This window comes from Streptomyces sp. NPDC039465 (genome assembly GCF_055639315.1).
The window spans coordinates 701,297-717,905 of the sequence record NZ_JBVKAP010000004.1 but is presented as its reverse complement, the minus strand read 5'-3'; the positions used below and the strand labels follow the sequence as shown (position 1 = coordinate 717,905).

The 16,609-nt window shown below is 72.8% G+C and carries 14 protein-coding genes and 1 pseudogene; 4 read left to right on the top strand and 11 right to left on the bottom strand.

The window, feature by feature from the left end:
* The first annotated feature begins 516 nt into the window (after positions 1-516).
* A pseudogene (trpS, locus tag ACZ7LT_RS17810) lies at positions 517-1,541 on the top strand (tryptophan--tRNA ligase).
* A gap of 124 nt (positions 1,542-1,665) precedes the next feature.
* Here trpS and proC read toward each other — a convergent pair.
* The 3 genes from proC to ACZ7LT_RS17795 form a co-directional block, all read right to left on the bottom strand.
* Complete coding sequence (proC, locus tag ACZ7LT_RS17805; RefSeq protein WP_471236968.1) at positions 1,666-2,475, bottom strand: pyrroline-5-carboxylate reductase; 810 nt, start codon at positions 2,473-2,475, stop codon at positions 1,666-1,668.
* A gap of 103 nt (positions 2,476-2,578) precedes the next feature.
* Positions 2,579-3,316 carry an ABC transporter permease gene (locus ACZ7LT_RS17800; protein ID WP_471236967.1) on the bottom strand — a complete coding sequence of 246 codons (738 nt, stop codon included), beginning with the start codon at positions 3,314-3,316 and terminating at the stop codon, positions 2,579-2,581.
* Positions 3,313-4,173: an ABC transporter ATP-binding protein gene (locus ACZ7LT_RS17795; protein ID WP_471236966.1), complete on the bottom strand. Its 861-nt coding sequence runs from the start codon at positions 4,171-4,173 to the stop codon at positions 3,313-3,315. The genes ACZ7LT_RS17800 and ACZ7LT_RS17795 overlap by 4 nt, the downstream gene beginning before the upstream one ends.
* Positions 4,174-4,327: 154 nt before the next feature.
* On the opposite strand from ACZ7LT_RS17795, the gene ACZ7LT_RS17790 reads away from it, so the two are divergent.
* Positions 4,328-5,689, top strand: a complete 1,362-nt coding sequence (locus tag ACZ7LT_RS17790; protein WP_471236965.1) for a serine hydrolase domain-containing protein — start codon at positions 4,328-4,330, stop codon at positions 5,687-5,689.
* Positions 5,690-5,720: 31 nt separating this feature from the next.
* Here ACZ7LT_RS17790 and ACZ7LT_RS17785 read toward each other — a convergent pair whose 3' ends face one another.
* The 3 genes from ACZ7LT_RS17785 to ACZ7LT_RS17775 are packed head-to-tail and all read right to left on the bottom strand — an operon-like array spanning position 5,721 to position 6,807.
* Positions 5,721-5,912 carry a hypothetical protein gene (locus tag ACZ7LT_RS17785; protein WP_471236964.1) on the bottom strand — a complete coding sequence of 64 codons (192 nt, stop codon included), beginning with the start codon at positions 5,910-5,912 and terminating at the stop codon, positions 5,721-5,723.
* Positions 5,913-5,952: 40 nt separating this feature from the next.
* Positions 5,953-6,462: a hypothetical protein gene (locus ACZ7LT_RS17780; protein ID WP_471236963.1), complete on the bottom strand. Its 510-nt coding sequence runs from the start codon at positions 6,460-6,462 to the stop codon at positions 5,953-5,955.
* Between the two features lie 33 nt (positions 6,463-6,495).
* On the bottom strand, positions 6,496-6,807 hold the full coding sequence (locus ACZ7LT_RS17775; protein ID WP_471236962.1) for an SH3 domain-containing protein: 312 nt from the start codon (positions 6,805-6,807) through the stop codon (positions 6,496-6,498).
* 128 nt (positions 6,808-6,935) lie between these two features.
* Between ACZ7LT_RS17775 and ACZ7LT_RS17770 the strand changes: the two genes are divergently transcribed.
* Complete coding sequence (locus tag ACZ7LT_RS17770) at positions 6,936-9,071, top strand: serine/threonine-protein kinase (RefSeq protein WP_471236961.1); 2,136 nt, start codon at positions 6,936-6,938, stop codon at positions 9,069-9,071.
* A gap of 223 nt (positions 9,072-9,294) precedes the next feature.
* On the opposite strand, the gene ilvD is transcribed toward ACZ7LT_RS17770, so the two are convergent.
* From ilvD to ACZ7LT_RS17750, 4 genes are all read right to left on the bottom strand, one after another.
* Positions 9,295-11,145: a dihydroxy-acid dehydratase gene (gene ilvD / locus ACZ7LT_RS17765; protein WP_471236960.1), complete on the bottom strand. Its 1,851-nt coding sequence runs from the start codon at positions 11,143-11,145 to the stop codon at positions 9,295-9,297.
* Positions 11,146-11,249: 104 nt separating this feature from the next.
* Positions 11,250-11,900 (bottom strand): TetR/AcrR family transcriptional regulator, encoded by a 651-nt coding sequence (locus tag ACZ7LT_RS17760; protein WP_471236959.1) that lies wholly within the window; start codon positions 11,898-11,900, stop codon positions 11,250-11,252.
* Positions 11,897-12,739 carry a sugar phosphate isomerase/epimerase family protein gene (locus ACZ7LT_RS17755; RefSeq protein ID WP_471236958.1) on the bottom strand — a complete coding sequence of 281 codons (843 nt, stop codon included), beginning with the start codon at positions 12,737-12,739 and terminating at the stop codon, positions 11,897-11,899. The genes ACZ7LT_RS17760 and ACZ7LT_RS17755 overlap by 4 nt, the downstream gene beginning before the upstream one ends.
* 165 nt (positions 12,740-12,904) lie before the next feature.
* The gene (locus ACZ7LT_RS17750; RefSeq protein WP_471236957.1) at positions 12,905-13,870 is read right to left on the bottom strand and encodes a Ppx/GppA family phosphatase; all 966 of its coding nucleotides are present in this window, start codon (positions 13,868-13,870) and stop codon (positions 12,905-12,907) included.
* Positions 13,871-13,910: 40 nt separating this feature from the next.
* On the opposite strand from ACZ7LT_RS17750, the gene ACZ7LT_RS17745 reads away from it, so the two are divergent.
* The gene (locus ACZ7LT_RS17745; protein ID WP_471236956.1) at positions 13,911-14,750 is read left to right on the top strand and encodes a DUF3109 family protein; all 840 of its coding nucleotides are present in this window, start codon (positions 13,911-13,913) and stop codon (positions 14,748-14,750) included.
* Between the two features lie 45 nt (positions 14,751-14,795).
* On the opposite strand, the gene ACZ7LT_RS17740 is transcribed toward ACZ7LT_RS17745, so the two are convergent.
* Positions 14,796-16,511 carry a BACON domain-containing protein gene (locus tag ACZ7LT_RS17740; protein WP_471236955.1) on the bottom strand — a complete coding sequence of 572 codons (1,716 nt, stop codon included), beginning with the start codon at positions 16,509-16,511 and terminating at the stop codon, positions 14,796-14,798.
* Between the last annotated feature and the right edge of the window lie 98 nt (positions 16,512-16,609).

Genomic DNA, 16,609 nt, shown 5'->3' with positions numbered 1-16,609 from the left:
TTTCCCTTTCCGGCGGTTCCGACTCTATCAGATCCTTTCGGGCCTGATTCCCAGTCAGCGGGAGTTGTCTTTCCGGCTGTTGGGCCGTTCCGACGAGTGAGACTTTAGCGGAATCCCCGGCCCCGACGCTAATCGGGCTTCCGAGCCCCACGATCTTTCGAACGTGGATTCCTCATTTCGCAAAAGCGCACGAAAAAGCAGCACGACAACAGAGCATCGTGCGCTTCAAGTGGATCTTGCGGAATGGCTGTCCGGGGCCGACCGGAGTCGGTGCTCACGTCGGACAACCCGGAGAACACTACGGACGGGGTAATCCCGTGTCAACCCGGGGCCGGGCGCGTACCCTCGCGGCATGACTACGCATGCCTGTGCCCTTCAGTGGTGGGCCGCCTGACGGCGGCCGCAGACACGCATGCACTCAACGGCCGCCGCCCTCGGCGGCCGTTCGCGTTTCTCCCTCCCGGAGGTCGGCCGTCGGTCGCGGCGGCCTCGACCAGGAGATGAGAGGAGAGCGCGATGGCGCGGATCTTCAGTGGGGTCAAGCCGACCGGGCACCTGACGCTGGGCAACTACCTCGGGGCCGTCCGGCGGTGGGTAGAGGTGGACCAGCACCAGGCTGAGGCGTTGTTCAGCGTCGTGGATCTGCACGCGCTGACCGTGGAGCACGACCCGGCGCGGGTGCGGCGGCTCAGCAGGCAGGCGGCGACGCTGCTTCTGGCGGCGGGGCTCGACCCCGAGCGGTGCACCCTCTTCGTGCAGAGCCATGTGGACGAGCACGCGCGGCTCTCGTACGTACTGGAGTGCACGGCCACGGACGGGGAGCTGCGGCGGATGATCCAGTACAAGGAGAAGGGCGCGCGGGCGCGGGCCGCCGGGGAGAGTGTGCGGCTGTCGCTGCTGACGTATCCCGTGCTGATGGCGGCGGACATCCTGGCGTACCGGACCGATGAGGTGCCGGTGGGTGAGGACCAGACGCAGCACGTGGAGCTGGCGCGGGATCTGGCGGTGCGGTTCAACCAGCGGTACGGGCAGACGTTCACGGTGCCGAGGGCGACGCATCCGGCGGTCGCCGCGCGGGTGATGGATCTGCAGGATCCGACGTCGAAGATGGGCAAGTCGCACGAGAGCGGGGCGGGGATCGTCTATCTGCTGGACGAGGCCGATGTGGTGCGGCGGAAGGTCATGCGGGCTGTGACCGACAGCGGGCGTGAGGTGTCGTACGACCGTGAGGGCAGTCCGGGGGTGGCGAATCTGCTCGACATTCTCGCCGCGTGCTCGGGTGGGAACCCGGAGGAGCTGGCCGGTGTATATGAGTCGTACGGGTCTTTGAAGCGGGACGCGGCCGATGCGGTGGTGGAGCTGCTGAGGCCGGTGCGGGAGCGGCACGCGGAGCTGGCGGCCGATCCGGGCTATGTGGACCAGGTGCTACGGGAGGGGCTGCGCGGGCTCGGGCGTTGGCGCGGCCTGTGGTGGATCAGGCGTATCGGGGGATCGGGCTGCTGGAGGCGGTTCCGGCGCCGGAAGGAGTGGTGGTGGGCTGACGGAAGGCGGCTCGGTGGTCGCGCGGGCGGGTGGCGAGGTGGGCGGCGGGGTGCCGGCGCCGGGTGACCTCGCTGCCGCAGCCCGCGCGGCGGGCGACTAGGGGAAGGGGGTGGCGCGGCTTGGTCAGCCGTTGCCGGAGGCGAGCTCGCGGCTGCGGTCGCGGGCGGCTTCCAGGGCGGCGATGAGGGCGGCTCGTACGCCGTGGTTCTCCAGCTCGCGGATGGCGCTGATGGTGGTGCCGGCCGGGGAGGTGACGGCTTCGCGGAGCTTGACGGGGTGTTCGCCGCTGTCGCGGAGCATGACGGCGGCGCCGATGGCGGCCTGGACGATCAGGTCGTGGGCCTGGGCGCGGGGCAGGCCGAGGAGGATGCCGGCGTCGGTCATGGCTTCGACGAGGAAGTAGAAGTAGGCGGGGCCGGAGCCGGAGAGGGCGGTGGCGGCGTCCTGCTGGGTTTCGGGGACGCGGAGGGTCTTGCCGACGCCGCCGAAGATTTCTTCGGTGTGGGCCAGGTGTTCGGTGGTGGCGTGGCTGCCCGCGGAGATGACGGACATGCCTTCGTCCACGAGGACGGGGGTGTTGGGCATGACGCGGACGACGGGGGTGCCGGCGGTGAGGCGTTCCTCGATGAAGGAGGTGGGGATTCCGGCGGCGGCGCTGATGACGAGGCGGTCGGCGCCGACGTGGGGGGCGAGTTCGTCGAGGAGCTTGCCCATGTCCTGGGGCTTGACGGCGAGGATGAGGGTGTCGGCGCGCTTGGCGGCTTCGGCGTTGGTGACCGGTTCGACGCCGTAGCGGGCGCGGAGTTCTTCGGCGCGTTCGGTGCGGCGGGCGGTGACGAGGAGGTCGGCGGGGCGCCAGCCGGCTCGGATCATGCCGCTGAGGAGGGCTTCGCCGATCTTGCCGGTGCCGAGGACTGCGACTGTCTGGGTCATGGCTCTGTTCACCTCGCCGCTGGGGGTTCGTGTCGCCATCCTCGCACCGTGGCGGGCGGGTGGTGTGGGGTGTCCGAGGGGCGGTACGTGGTCGGCGTACGGGTCAGGCGGTGCGGCGGCGGAGGGTGGCGGCGCCGAGGGCGAGGACCAGCAGGGCGCAGGCGGCGACGACGAGGACGTCGCGGATGAAGTTGGCGGTGACGTCGGTGTGGCGCAGGACTTCGTTCATGCCGTCGACGGCGTACGACATGGGCAGGGCGTTGGAGATGCCTTCCAGGACGGGCTGCATGGTGGCGCGGGGTGCGAAGAGGCCGCAGAGGAGGAGTTGGGGGAAGATCACGGCCGGCATGAACTGGACGGCTTGGAATTCGGAGGCGGCGAAGGCCGAGACGAAGAGGCCGAGGGCGGTGCCGAGGAGGGCGTCGAGGAGGGCGACCAGGAGCAGGAGCCAGGGGGAGCCGGTGACGTCGAGGCCGAGGGCCCAGAGGGCGAGGCCGGTGGCGAGGGCGGACTGGACGATGGCGAGCAGTCCGAAGGCGAGGGCGTAGCCGGCGATGAGGTCGCCCTTGCCGAGTGGCATGGCGAGGAGGCGTTCGAGGGTGCCGGAGGTGCGTTCGCGGAGGGTGGCGATGGAGGTGACGAGGAACATCGTGATCAGCGGGAAGATGCCGAGGAGTGAGGCGCCGATGGAGTCGAAGGTCCTGGGGCTGCCGTCGAAGACGTAGCGGAGCAGGAAGAGCATCACGCACGGCACGAGGATCATCAGCGCGATCGAGCGGGGGTCGTGGCGTAGCTGGCGCAGGACGCGGGCCGCAGTGGCGAGGGTGCGGGCGGTGGTCATCGGACGTTCTCCGTGGGGGCGGCGGGGGTGCGGGGGCGGGTGCCGTGGAGTGCGTTGGCGGTGTCGACGAGGTGGAGGAAGGCCTCTTCGACGGTGGCGGTGTCGTTGCGGTGGCGGAGGGCGTCGGGGGTGTCGTCGGCGAGGATCTCGCCTTCGCGCATGAGGAGGAGGCGGTGGCAGCGTTCGGCCTCGTCCATGACGTGGGAGGAGACGAGGATCGTGGTGCCCCGCGCCCCGGAGGCGGCTGATGTCTCGCCGGCGGCGATGCGGTGGAAGAGGTTCCAGAGGTCGCGGCGCAGGACGGGGTCGAGGCCGACGGTGGGCTCGTCGAGGACGAGGAGTTCGGGGGTGCCGAGGAGGGCGACGGCGAGGGAGACGCGGCTGCGTTGGCCGCCGGAGAGGTTGCCGGCGAGGGCGTCGGCGTGGTCGGTGAGGTCGACGTCGGCGATGGCGCGGGTGACGGTGGTGCGGCGGGTGTCCCGGTGGGCGCGGCCGGGCTGGAGGACGGCGGCGAAGTAGTCGAGGTTCTGTCGGACGGTCAGGTCGTCGTAGACGGACGGGGCCTGGGTGACGTATCCGATGCGGGAGCGGAGGGTGGCGTGGCCGGCGGGGTGGCCGAGGACCTGGAGGTCGCCGGTGACCTTGGCCTGGGTGCCGACGACGGCCCGCATGAGGGTGGATTTTCCGCAGCCTGATGGGCCGAGGAGGCCGGTGATCTGGCCTGGGGGTACGTCGAAGTCGAGGCCGCGCAGGACGGTGCGGTCGCCTCGGACGACGGTGAGGCCGCGGGCGGCGATGGCGGGGGCGGGGCCGGCTTTGTGGGGGTCGGCGGGGCGCGGTTCCGAGAAATTCATCATGTGATGAATAGTGCGCGCGAACAGAAATGACCGTCAAGCGTGAGCGTCGTACGAGGTTGCGAACACCGTTCGGTGTTCGTACAGTGTTCGGCACACCGCACGCCGTACGAGTTCAGGCGCGGCGGACGCAACGCATCTACAGGGGAGACTCGCGATGACCTTCGACCTCGACCGCTGGCAGGGCCGCCTCGACGAGCTCCGGGCCGCCCACCACGTCCCCGGCGCCACGCTTGCCGTGCTGACCGGCGGTGAGATCCATGAACTGGCCAGCGGGGTCCTGCACCGGGGCACCGGCGTGGAGACGACGACGGATTCGGTGTTCCAGCTCGGGTCGGTCGCCAAGATCTACACGGCGACGCTGATCATGCAGCTCGCCGGAGCCGGGGAGCTCGACCTGGACGCGCCCGTGGTGGAGGTGCTGCCCGAGTTCGGCACCTCCGACCCGGAGGCCACCAAGGTGATCACCATCCGTCAGCTGCTCAGCCACACCAGCGGCCTCACCTGTGACTTCGTCGTCGACACCGGCCGTGGCGACGACTGCATCGCCCGCTATGTGGAGGCGGCGAAGCAGGCGGCGATGGACTGTCCGCCCGGGACGATGTCCTACAGCGGCGTCGGTTATGTGACCCTCGGCCGGGTCATCGAGGTGATCACCGGCCAGACCTGGGACGAGGCGCTGAGGACCCGGCTCTTCGAACCGCTCGGGCTGACGCACACGATGACGCTGCCCGAGGAGGCACTGCGCTTCCGCGCCGCGATGGGACATGTCGGCGAGCCGGGACAGGACCCCGAACCCACGCCGGTCTGGGACTACATGCCCCGCGCGGGCGGCCCCGGCGCCCGGGTCATCGCCTCCGCCGCGGATGTCGTACGGCTGGCGCGCATGCACCTGGACGGCGGGCTGGCGGCCGACGGCACGCGCGTGATGGCCGCCGAGGCAGTCGCGGAGATGCAGCGGCGCGTGATCGACGTACCGGACAAGTGGACCGTCAGCGCCGACGGCTGGGGACTGGGCTGGACGCTGTACGACTGGAACGGCGCCCCGGGCTACGGGCACGACGGATCCTCGGTCGGGCAGTTCGCCTACCTGCGGGTGGTGCCGGAGGCGGGTGTGGCGGTGGCCCTGCTGACCAACGGCGGCAGCGCCCGGCCCCTGTACGCGCAGCTGATGCGGGAGCTGCTCGCCGAGGTGGCCGGAGTGCGGATGCCGGAGCAGTTCGCCCCGGCCGAGCGGCCCCCGGTGGTGGACATGACCCCGCTGACCGGGACGTACCGCCGCGAAGGCGTGGTCATCACGGTCACCGAGCGGCATCTGCGGTACGAGTTCGTCGACGGCATGGCCGTCGCCTCCCCGCCGCTGGAGTGCGACCTCGTCCCGCTGTCGCAGAGCGTGTACGCCGCGTCCGGTGCCGGGACGTCCTTCAGCGAGGACTGGATGCCGGTGGTGTTCTCCACCCTTCCCGACGGCACCGGATGCGTCTACATCGGGATGCGGTGTGCGCCGCAGGTCGCCTGAGCGCGCGGCAGGTGCGCGGGCGCGGTCCGCGTCAGCCGATGCCGGGGACCAGCCGCACCGCGGACGGGAAACGGACCGTGGAGCGGACGATCTGCTCCTTGGTGACGGCCGCGACCCGGCCGGCGAGCAGCCCCTCGCGCGGCGAGTCGTCCGGGCGGACGAAGCGGTAGGCGGTGCCCCACAGGCGCTTGCGGTACCGCTCGAACACGGCCGGGTCCGCCATGCTTCCCCGTACCCCTTCTGCCCCGCGCGCGTGCGCCCGGCTACTTCCGCTTCGGCTTGGGCTTCTTGCGGGCCGCCGGGTTGCCCGTCCGCGTCCCCCGGCGCTTCTCGTACCGCTCCAGGGCCGTCTCGTACTCGGCGCGCCGCAGCCCCTCGCCGGGCGCCTCGGTCAGCGAGCGGAAGAAGTACGCGAGGAGCGAGCCGATGAAACCGATCGCCTTCAGGCTGCGCAGCGACTCCTCGCGGGCGGGGTCGGCGGGGCGGCGGACGAAGCCCTCCCAGGTCTTGCGGAACGCGATGGCGCTGCACACCGCGAACATGACCACGACCAGGATGTTGACGAAGCCGCCGACGTCGGCGATCTCCAGTCCCTGGTAGCCGAAACGCAGTACGAAGCAGCCGGCGACGGCGGCGGCGAGCGAGCCGACGGCGACGGCGGCCCGGCGCGGGCCGTAGCCGTTGTCGTGGTTCACCCAGGTCGTACCGAAGAAACGGATCTCCTCGGGCTGCGGCCCTGGGGGCGTGTTCGGGGTGCTCTGCTCGTCGCTCACGCTTCGATTATCCCCGGAGCCCGGAGCGCGGGGTCAGGAGCAGCGCGGGGCGACGTAGCCGTCGCTGCCGGTCTTCACATAGGCGTCGGAGACGTACTCGCCGTCGGCGATGTTGTCCCAGAGCGAGGTGGTGCCGTACGGGCCGGAGATCCGCTCGCCCGGCCGCTGGCAGTAGATGGGGACGGTGGCGCCGAGCGGCAGGGTGCGCACGATGCGGTACTGGGTGCCGGGGCCGCTGCGGACGTTCACGCGGTAGCCGGGTGCGATCGGGTAGCGCGTGACGGCGGCGGCGGTCTGGGCGGTGAGGTCCCCGGTGCTCGCGCCTGTGCTCTCGTCGATGGACATGCTTCTTCTCCCCCGTTTGGACGACGCGCGCAGGCTAACAAGCCCTGGCCGGATTTCAGGCCTCATCGACTAGGCTCCGTGCGTCGTGCACGCGCACGAACACACGGGGAAACATACGGGGTGGGGCTATGCCACCGTTGCGCGGTACCGGCGTCGGCCGGGAAGCGGAGGATCCTGAGTACGCTGGCGCATACCGTCTGGAAGCCTGTCTCGGCTCCGGCGGGATGGGAGTCGTCCATCTGGCCCGTTCGGCCTCGGGGTTGCGGCTCGCAGTCAAGATCGTGCACGAACACTATGCGTCGGACGCGGAGTTCAGAGCGCGTTTCCGCCAGGAGGTGGCCGCCGCGCGGCGGGTGAGCGGGGCCTTCACGGCGCCGGTCGTGGACGCGGATCCGGAGGCGGAACGGCCCTGGATGGCGACGCTGTACGTGCCGGGGCCGACGCTCGCCGAGCAGGTGAAGCGGAGCGGGCCGCTGGGGCGGGCGGAGTTGCGGCGGCTGACCGCCGGGCTCGCGGAGGCGCTGCGCGACATCCACCGGGCCGGGGTGGTGCACCGGGACCTCAAGCCGGGGAACGTCCTGCTGACCGACACCGGGCCGAAGGTCATCGACTTCGGGATCTCACGGCCGGTGGACAGTGATCTGCGTACGGAGACGGGGAAGTTGATCGGGTCGCCGCCGTACATGGCGCCCGAGCAGTTCCAGCGGCCGCGGCAGGTGGGGCCGGCGGCGGACGTGTTCGCGCTGGGGTCGGTGCTGGTGCACGCGGCGACCGGACGCGGTCCGTTCGACTCGGACAGCCCCTACATCGTGGCGTATCAGGTGGTGCACGACGAGCCGGACCTGACGGGCGTACCGGAGGAGCTCGCGGACCTCGTCGGGCGGTGCCTGGCGAAGGAGCCGGCGGAGCGGCCGACGCCGGACGAGATCATGGCGGCGCTGCTGCCGCCGTCGTACGAGGCGGCGGCGTTCATACCGGCGCAGCGGCGGCCGCGGATGCCTCAGGAGGACGCGCAGGGTGAGCCCTCCGACGGGGCGCGCCCGGACGGCGTGCATCCCCGGCAGCGGCGCCGGCGCCGGCGCTGGCCTCTGGTCACCGCCGCGCTGGCGGTGCTCGTGGGCGGGGGCGTGTGGGTGGCCGCCGTGCCGGGCCGGGACGCTGCGGCCGGACGGACCGACCGGGCGGGGCAGGCAGCGGCGGCGAAGCCGTTCAGCGCCTGGCGGACCGCTCTGCCGGGCGGGGACGACGCGGCGCCCGTCTGCTCCTTCGCGCCCTCCGAGGGCGGGGGCCTGTACTGCGCGGCGCGCGGGATCGCGGCGGCCCGGATCGATCCGGCGAGCGGCCGGGTGCTGTGGTCGCACCCGGGGCGGACCGGGGTGGAGGTCCAGGCGCCGGTGCTTTCGGGTGGGCTGGTGGGGACGGTGACCGAGGACGGTACGTACCGGACGTACGCACCGGGCACGGGTGCGGCCGGCTGGAACGCGGACGTCTCGGCGCACCTGGACGGGGTCCATCCGGCCGGGGACACGCTGCTGCTGGCGTCCCGGTCGGGCGAGGTGACGGCCTTGGACGGGGCGACGGGCGCGCGGCTGTGGCGGCACGGCCTGCGGGGGCACGGCGATCCGCGGTTCGGGCCGTACGACGCCGGGTCGGGTCTGGTGACCGCCTTCGAGGCGGCGGGTGAGCGGCACACGCTCGTCACGGCGGTACGGGCGCGGACGGGCGAGATCGCCTGGCAGCAGCGGCTCGCGGGGACGCTGGTCCCGGCGGGTACGGGGCCGGGCGGGGCGCTGCTGCTCACGGAGCTGGACCCGGACGCGCGGGCGGTCGCGGTCGTCCGCCGGGAGCCGGGCACGCGCGCGGTGACGCGGGTGGCGCTGCCGTTCCCGATGACGGAGACGAAGGCGGTGGTGGACGGCGGGGCGGTGTATCTGCTGTCCCGTAGCGGCACGCTGGTGGCCGTGGAGACGGACGTGCCGGGCGGTCGGCGGCTGTGGCAGCTGGAGACGGCGGCGGGCCGGGTGTCCCGGCCGTCCGTCGGGCCCGGGGGCCGCCTGTACTTCTCGGCGGCGGACGGGCGGCTGCTGGCGGTGGACTCGGCGCGGGGCGTCCTGCTCGGCCAGACGGACCCGCGGCTGCGGGGCGGCCGCCTGGGCCACGCGGGGACGCTGCCGGCGCCGCTGCCGGCGGACGGGAAGGTGTTCGGGTCGGCGCCGGACGGGTCGGTGTTCGCGGTGGAGTCGGCGGATCCGGCGCGGTGGTGAGCGAGGGGGCCGCTGCGCGGCGCCTCTCCCCCACCAGCCCCTTCCCGAAACCGGGGGCAGGCCCCCGGACCCCCGGGGGCGGGTGCGGCGGCTGCGCGCGGCGGGGCGCGGCGGCACCGGGCGCGGGCCGAACCGGGGGCGACCGGCCCCCGGCCGCGGCGCGGAACCGCTGAGGCGGGCCGGAGGCCCGCCTCAGTGTGGTGGCGAGGGGGCGGCAGCCCGCTCAGCCCAGCTTCGAGACGTCCCGCACCGCGCCCTTGTCTGCGCTTGTCGCCATCGCCGCGTACGCCCTCAGCGCCGCCGAGACCTTGCGTTCACGGTTCTTCGGGGCGTAGACGCCGCCCAGCGCCTCGCGGCGGGCCGCCAGGGTCGTGTCGTCGACCAGGAGCTCGATGGAGCGGTTGGGGATGTCGATGCGGATGCGGTCGCCGTCCTCGACCAGGGCGATCGTGCCGCCCGAGGCCGCCTCCGGGGAGGCGTGGCCGATGGAGAGGCCCGAGGTGCCGCCGGAGAAGCGGCCGTCGGTGACGAGGGCGCAGGTTTTGCCCAGGCCGCGGCCCTTGAGGAAGGAGGTGGGGTAGAGCATCTCCTGCATGCCGGGGCCGCCGCGCGGGCCCTCGTAGCGGATGACGACGACGTCGCCCTCCTTGACCTGCTTGGTGAGGATCTTCTCGACCGCCTCGTCCTGGGACTCGCACACGACCGCCGGGCCCTCGAAGGTCCAGATCGACTCGTCGACGCCCGCCGTCTTCACGACGCAGCCGTCCTCGGCGATGTTGCCGCGCAGGACCGCGAGGCCGCCGTCCTTGGAGTACGCGTGCTCGACGGAGCGGATGCAGCCGCCCTCCTGGTCGAGGTCGAGGGTGTCCCAGCGCTCGGACTGGGAGAAGGCGGTCGCGGAGCGCTTGCAGCCGGGGGCGGCGTGCCAGAGGTCCATCGCCTCCGCCGAGGCGGTGCCGGAGCGGGCGTCCCACGTCGACAGCCAGTCCTCCAGGTTGGCGGAGTGGACCGTCGTCACGTCCTTGTTGAGCAGGCCGCCTCGGTGCAGCTCGCCCAGGATCGCGGGGATGCCGCCGGCGCGGTGCACGTCCTCCATGTAGTACGTGCCGCCGGGGGCCACGTTCGGCGCGACCTTCGCCAGGCATGGCACGCGGCGCGAGACCTCGTCGATGTCGGTGAGGTCGTAGTCGAGCCCGGCCTCCTGCGCGGCGGCCAGCAGGTGCAGGATCGTGTTGGTGGAGCCGCCCATGGCGATGTCGAGGGCCATGGCGTTCTCGAAGGCCTGGCGGGTGGCGATGTTGCGCGGCAGGACGGACTCGTCGCCGCCCTCGTAGTAGCGCTTGGTGATCTCGACGACCGTGCGGCCGGCGTCCTCGTAGAGGGCGCGGCGGGCGGTGTGCGTGGCGAGGACCGAGCCGTTGCCGGGCAGGGCCAGGCCGATGGCCTCGGCGAGGCAGTTCATCGAGTTGGCGGTGAACATGCCGGAACAGGAGCCGCAGGTCGGGCAGGCGTTCTCCTCGATGCGGAGCACGTCGGCGTCCGAGACGTTCTCGTTGGCGGCGTCGACCATGGCGTCGATCAGGTCGAGCTTGCGGACGGTGCCGTCCACGAGGGTGGCCTGGCCGGCCTCCATCGGGCCGCCGGAGACGAAGACGACCGGGATGTTGAGGCGCATGGCGGCCATCAGCATGCCGGGGGTGATCTTGTCGCAGTTGGAGATGCAGATCAGGGCGTCGGCGCAGTGGGCCTCGACCATGTACTCCACGCTGTCCGCGATCAGGTCGCGGGAGGGCAGGGAGTAGAGCATGCCGGCGTGGCCCATCGCGATGCCGTCGTCGACCGCGATGGTGTTGAACTCGCGGGGGACGGCGCCGGCCGCGCGGATGGCGTCGGAGACGATCCGGCCGACGGGGGCCAGGTGCGTGTGGCCTGGGACGAACTCGGTGAACGAGTTGGCGACGGCGACGATCGGCTTGCCGATGTCCTCGCTCGCTACGCCCGACGCCCGCATTAGGGCGCGGGCGCCCGCCATGTTGCGGCCATGGGTGACAGTGCGGGACCTCAGCTCGGGCATCGTCGCTCGCTCCTCGTGACGGGTGTTCCTACGAGCGAGCGTACGCCGCCTCTCCAAGATCTGGACATCATGTCCGTATGGCGGACTGGCTGTTCAGCTTTCGGTCACGCCGGAGGGGCGGGGGCGTCCGTGAGGTAGCGCTGGAGCGTGGGGGCCACCAGGGCGATGATCGCCTCCGGGTCCGCCGAGGCCAGCGGCTCCATCCGCAGGACGTACCGCAGCATCGCGATCCCGAGCATGTGGGAGGCCGCGAGCTCCGCCCGGAACTCCGGGTCGGGTACGTCCAGCTCCGCCGCGACCCGTTCCAGCAGCCGCCGCAGTACGAAGCCGCGCAGCACCTTCGCCGCCGTCTCGTGGGTCACCGCCGAGCGGATGATCGCGAGCAGCGGCGCCCGGGTCTGCTCGTTCTCCCAGACGGAGAGGAAGAAGCGGGCCAGCCGCTCGCCGATGCCCTCGGCGCCTTCGCCGATCACGGTCGGGATGACCAGGGCGGGTTCGAAGGAGACCTCGATGGCGGCGGCGAAGACCTCGTCCTTCGTACCGAAGTAGTGGTGGACGAGCGCCGGGTCCACGTCGGCGGCCTTGGCGATGCCGCGTACGGAGGTCTTGTCGTAGCCGCGCTCGGCGAACAGCTCCCGGGCCGCCTCCAGGATCCGTTCGCGGGCGCTGGGCCCGGCGTCCTCGGCGGAACGGGCGGGCCGGCCGCGCCGGCGGGGTGCCGGATCGCTCGCCGGGTCGTTCGCCGGATCGGTCATGCGCGCGGGACCCGCGGCGGGGAGGAGGGTGCGGCGGCGGAGGCCAGGTGCAGCCGGGTGAAGGCGAGCGCCTCGGCGAGGTCGGCCTCCCGTTCGGCGGCAGACATCGCGCGACGGGTGTTGACCTCGACCACCACATGGCCGTCGAAGCCGCGGCGGGCGAGCCGCTCCAGCACCTCCGCGCACGGCTGGTCGCCGCGGCCCGGGACCAGGTGCTCGTCCTTCGCGGAGCCCTTGCCGTCGGCGAGGTGGACATGGCCGAGGCGGTCGCCCATCCGGTCCAGCATGGCGAGGGTGTCGGTGCGGGAGGTCGCGGTGTGGGAGAGGTCGATCGTGTAGTGGCGGTAGTCGTCCTTGGTGACGTCCCACTCGGGCGCGTAGGCGAGCATCTCGCGATCGCGGTAGCGCCAGGGGTACATGTTCTCCACCGCGAACCGTACGTCCGTCTCGTTGGCCATCCGCCAGATGCCGGAGACGAAGTCACGCGCGTACTGGCGCTGCCAGCGGAACGGCGGATGCACCACGACCGTGGTGGCGCCCAGCTTCTCGGCGGCGGCCTGGGCGCGCTGGAGCTTCACCCAGGGGTCGGTCGACCAGACGCGCTGGGTGATCAGCAGACAGGGCGCGTGGACGGCCAGGATCGGCACCTGGTGGTAGTCGGAGAGGCGGCGCAGCGCCTCGATGTCCTGGCTGACGGGGTCCGTCCAGACCATGACCTCGACGCCGTCGTAGCCGAGGCGCGCGGCGATCTCGAAGGCCGTCGCCGTCGACTCCGGATAGACCGAGGCGGTCGACAGGGCGACCTTCGCATCCGGGATGCGCACCACCTGTTCTGCCACGAGGGACAGCGTACGGGCCGTCGCGGGGCGGGGGGAGGCCGGTCCTGGCCCTCCCGGCCCTGCAACTCCCCGTCCGGGTGCCTACCGACATGCTCCGTACGGGTCCGGTCAGCCGTTCTCCGTACGGGCCCGGTCGCCCATCTCCGTACGCCACACCTGCGGCAGCTACACCTCCGGCAGCGGGCCCGGCGCCGGGGCCGCCGGCTCCGGGAGGTGGTCCAGGCGGCGCAGGATGACGCCCTCGCGCAGCGCCCAGGGGCAGATCTCCAGCTCCTCCACGCCGAACAGGTCCATCGCGCCTTCGGCGACCAGCGCCCCGGCGAGCAGCTGGGCGGCGCGGCCCTCGGAGACGCCGGGGAGGGCGGCGCGCTGGCCGGAGGTCATGGCGGAGAGCTTGGGGACCCATTCCTCCAGGTCCTTTCGGCTGAGCTCGCGCTGGACGTAGAGGCCCTCGCCGGAGCCGGGTGCGCCGGCGATCCGGGCGAGCTGCTTGAAGGTCTTGGACGTGGCCACGACATGGTCGGGCGGTCCGAAGCGGGTGAATTCGTGGACCGTACGGGCGATCTGCGCGCGGACGTGGCGGCGCAGGGCGCGTACGTCGGTCGCGTCGGCCGGGTCGTCGGGCAGCCAGGCGGCGGTGAGGCGGCCCGCGCCGAGCGGGAGGGAGACGGCGGCGTCGGGCTCCTCGTCGATGCCGTACGCGATCTCCAGGGAGCCGCCGCCGATGTCGAGGAGGAGCAGCTTGCCGGCGGACCAGCCGAACCAGCGGCGGGCGGCGAGGAAGGTGAGTCGGGCCTCCTCCTCGCCGGAGAGGACCTGGAGGTCGACGCCGGTCTCGTCCTTCACGCGCGCGAGGACGGCGTCGGCGTTGCTGGCCTCGCGGACGGCGGAGGTGGCGAACGGGAGGACCTCTTCGCAGCCCTTGTCCTCGGCGGCCTGGAGGGCGGCGTGCACGGTGGCGATGAGCCGGTCGACCCCGGCGGCGGCGATGGCTCCCGACGCGTCGAGGAGTTCGGCGAGGCGCAACTCCGCCTTGTGGGAGTGGGCGGGCAGCGGCCGGGCGCCGGGGTGGGCGTCCACCACCAGCAGGTGCACTGTGTTCGAACCGACGTCGAGGACTCCGAGTCTCATGGACGGAACGCTACTGCGCCCGCGCGCATACGCTTGTGGTGTGCCAAAGACGAAAAAGGCGAAGCCGGACAAAGAAGTAACCAAGGCCATCAAGCCCCTCAAGACGTCCAAGAAACAGGGCAAAACTCTTGAACCGGACGAGAAGGGCCTTGATTTCGCGCGCGCGTGGGTCGAGTTCCCGGACCCGGCCGACGACGAGCAGATCTTCCGCTGCGACCTGACGTGGCTCACCTCACGTTGGACGTGCATCTTCGGCAGCGGCTGCCAGGGGATCCAGGCCGGCCGGGCCGACGACGGCTGCTGCACGCTGGGCGCCCACTTCTCCGACGAGGACGACGAGCGGCGGGTCGCCTCGCATGTGGCGCGGCTCACCCCGGACCTGTGGCAGTTCCACGACGTCGGCACCACCAGCGGCTGGGTGCAGAAGGACGAGGACGGCGAGCGGCAGACCCGGCGCTGGGAGGGCTCGTGCATCTTCCAGAACCGGCCCGGCTTCAAGGGCGGCGCGGGCTGCTCGCTGCACATCCTGGCCCTCAAGGAGGGCCAGGAGCCGCTGGAGACCAAGCCGGACGTGTGCTGGCAGCTGCCGGTGCGCCGGACGTACGACTGGATCGACCGCCCCGACGACAGCCGGGTGCTCCAGATCTCGATCGGTGAGTACGACCGGCGCGGCTGGGGCCCGGGCGGCCATGACCTGCACTGGTGGTGCACCTCGGCGACGTCCGCGCACGGCGCGGGTGAGCCGGTGTACGTGACCTACCGGCCCGAGCTGACCGAGCTGATGGGCAAGGAGGCGTACGAGGTGCTGGTGGGCCTGTGCGAGGCACGGCTGGCGTCCCAGCTGCCGCTGGTGGCCCCGCACCCGGCCGACCCCCGCTGATCCAGCGGACCCGCTGACCCCAGGGCCCGCTCGGTCCGCTCAGGCTCAGCCCGGTGAGGGCGGGGGTGTCGCCGGGTCGCTCGGGGGCGCGCTCTGCGACGGGGTCGGGGTCGGCGAGGGGGGCTGCGAGGACGGCGGCGGCTCGGACGACGGCGGCGCGGTCGGCGGCTCGGAGGAGGGCGGCTGAGGGGAGGGCGGTGTGCTGGGGGGCGGCGCCGACGCGCCATGGCCGCCGATCTCGACGACCGCGCCCGCCGGCTCCACGCCCACCCGCCCGCTCCAGGGGCCGTGCGGTTCGCGCGCGTGGTCCACGGCGATGTGGACCGTCACGGACTCGCCGGGCCGCAGCGTGCCGGACGTCCGGCTCACCACGAGCCAGGGCGCGTCCGTCCACAGCGTCCAGACGACCGGCTCACCGCCGGAGGCGGTGAGGGTGAGCGCCGTCGTGCCGCCGGCCGGCTGCGCGGTGACCATGAGCCGGCCGGGGCCGTGCCCGGGGCGGCCGGGCGGGGCGGGCGTGCCGGTGCTGATCACCTCCACGCCGACGTCAGGGGTGCGCCCGCCGATGGTGAAGCGCGAGTCGGGTCTCGTACGGGCGTTGCCCGTGTTCTCGTAGTGCTCGGGCGGGCGGACCTCCATCCCGGCGGGCTCTTCCACCTCGCTCGCGGTGACCCGGGAGCCGCCCTGGGTCTCGCCGGTGAGCGGGGCGCCGCGGTAGGCGGCCCACAGGGCGAGGACCGGCGCGGCGACGACGGCCGCGACGACCGTGGTGGTGACGGCGCGGGCCCGCATCCGGTCGCGCCGGGCCGCGTGGTCCTTGGGGTCCATCGGGAAGCCGCCGGGCCCGAAGCGCGGGGCCCCGGCACGCGCGCGTGGCACGTGCAGCATCGCGACGTACGCGGCCGCCCTCGGCGCCTCGACGAGCGGCAGCCGGGCCGGGGTGACGCCGGCGCCCGGCCAGGGGCCGCCCGCTCCGGCGCGTTCGGCGACCCGGCGGCAGCGCGGGCAGTCGTCGACGTGCCGGACGAGTTCACGGCGCAGGGCGGCCGAGAGCAGGACCTGATGGTCGCCGGTGAGGCGGGCGACGGTGGCGCAGCTGCCGGTCTCGACGACGGCGAGCGCGGCGCGGGTGCGTTCGACCTCGCAGGCGGCGGAGGCCAGGAGGTCGCGGGCGGCGAGGGGGTCGAGGCCGAGGACGGCGGCGACCTCCTTGGGGGCGAGCTGGTGGCGTACGGCCAGCTCCAGGGCCTCGCGCTGTTCGGGGGTGGTGCCGGCCGCCTCCGGCCAGGCGAGCAGGGCCAGTTCGGCGCGGCGGCGCTCGGCGGTCTCCTCGGAGACGGGGGGCGCGGTCGGCGGCACGACGGCGGGGCGGCCCGTGTGCGCGCCCTGGCGCTTGCGGCGCTGCTCGCCGAGGCTGCGCAGACAGGCCCAGCGGGCCAGCGCGTAGAGCCAGGCCTTCCGCTCGGCCTCGTCGGCGGGACATCGGCCGTGCTGGCGCTCGGCGATGGCGAGGACGTCGCCGAGGACCGCCGTGGCCGTGTCGTGGTCGCAGAGCACCGCGAGGCAGTACGTGAACAGACCGTCGAGGTAGGCCTCGTAGCGGGCGGGCGGGCGCCGGCGGAGCGTCGGGTCGGACTCCGTCGAGGAGGGGGCGGAGGCGGTGGCGCCGGCGGGGGTGTCCGAGACGGACCGCGGCGCGCGCCGGTGCGCCCGGTGTGCGCCGGTGGTGTGGGTGGGGGGTTCCAGCCTGCTGCTCGTCACCCGGCGACGGTAGGCAAGGGACAGCATGCCCTTCGCGCGCCTTGCGTACTTTTAATCCTTACGGGTGAACGTATCCCTCAAAAGGGGACACGAGCCGC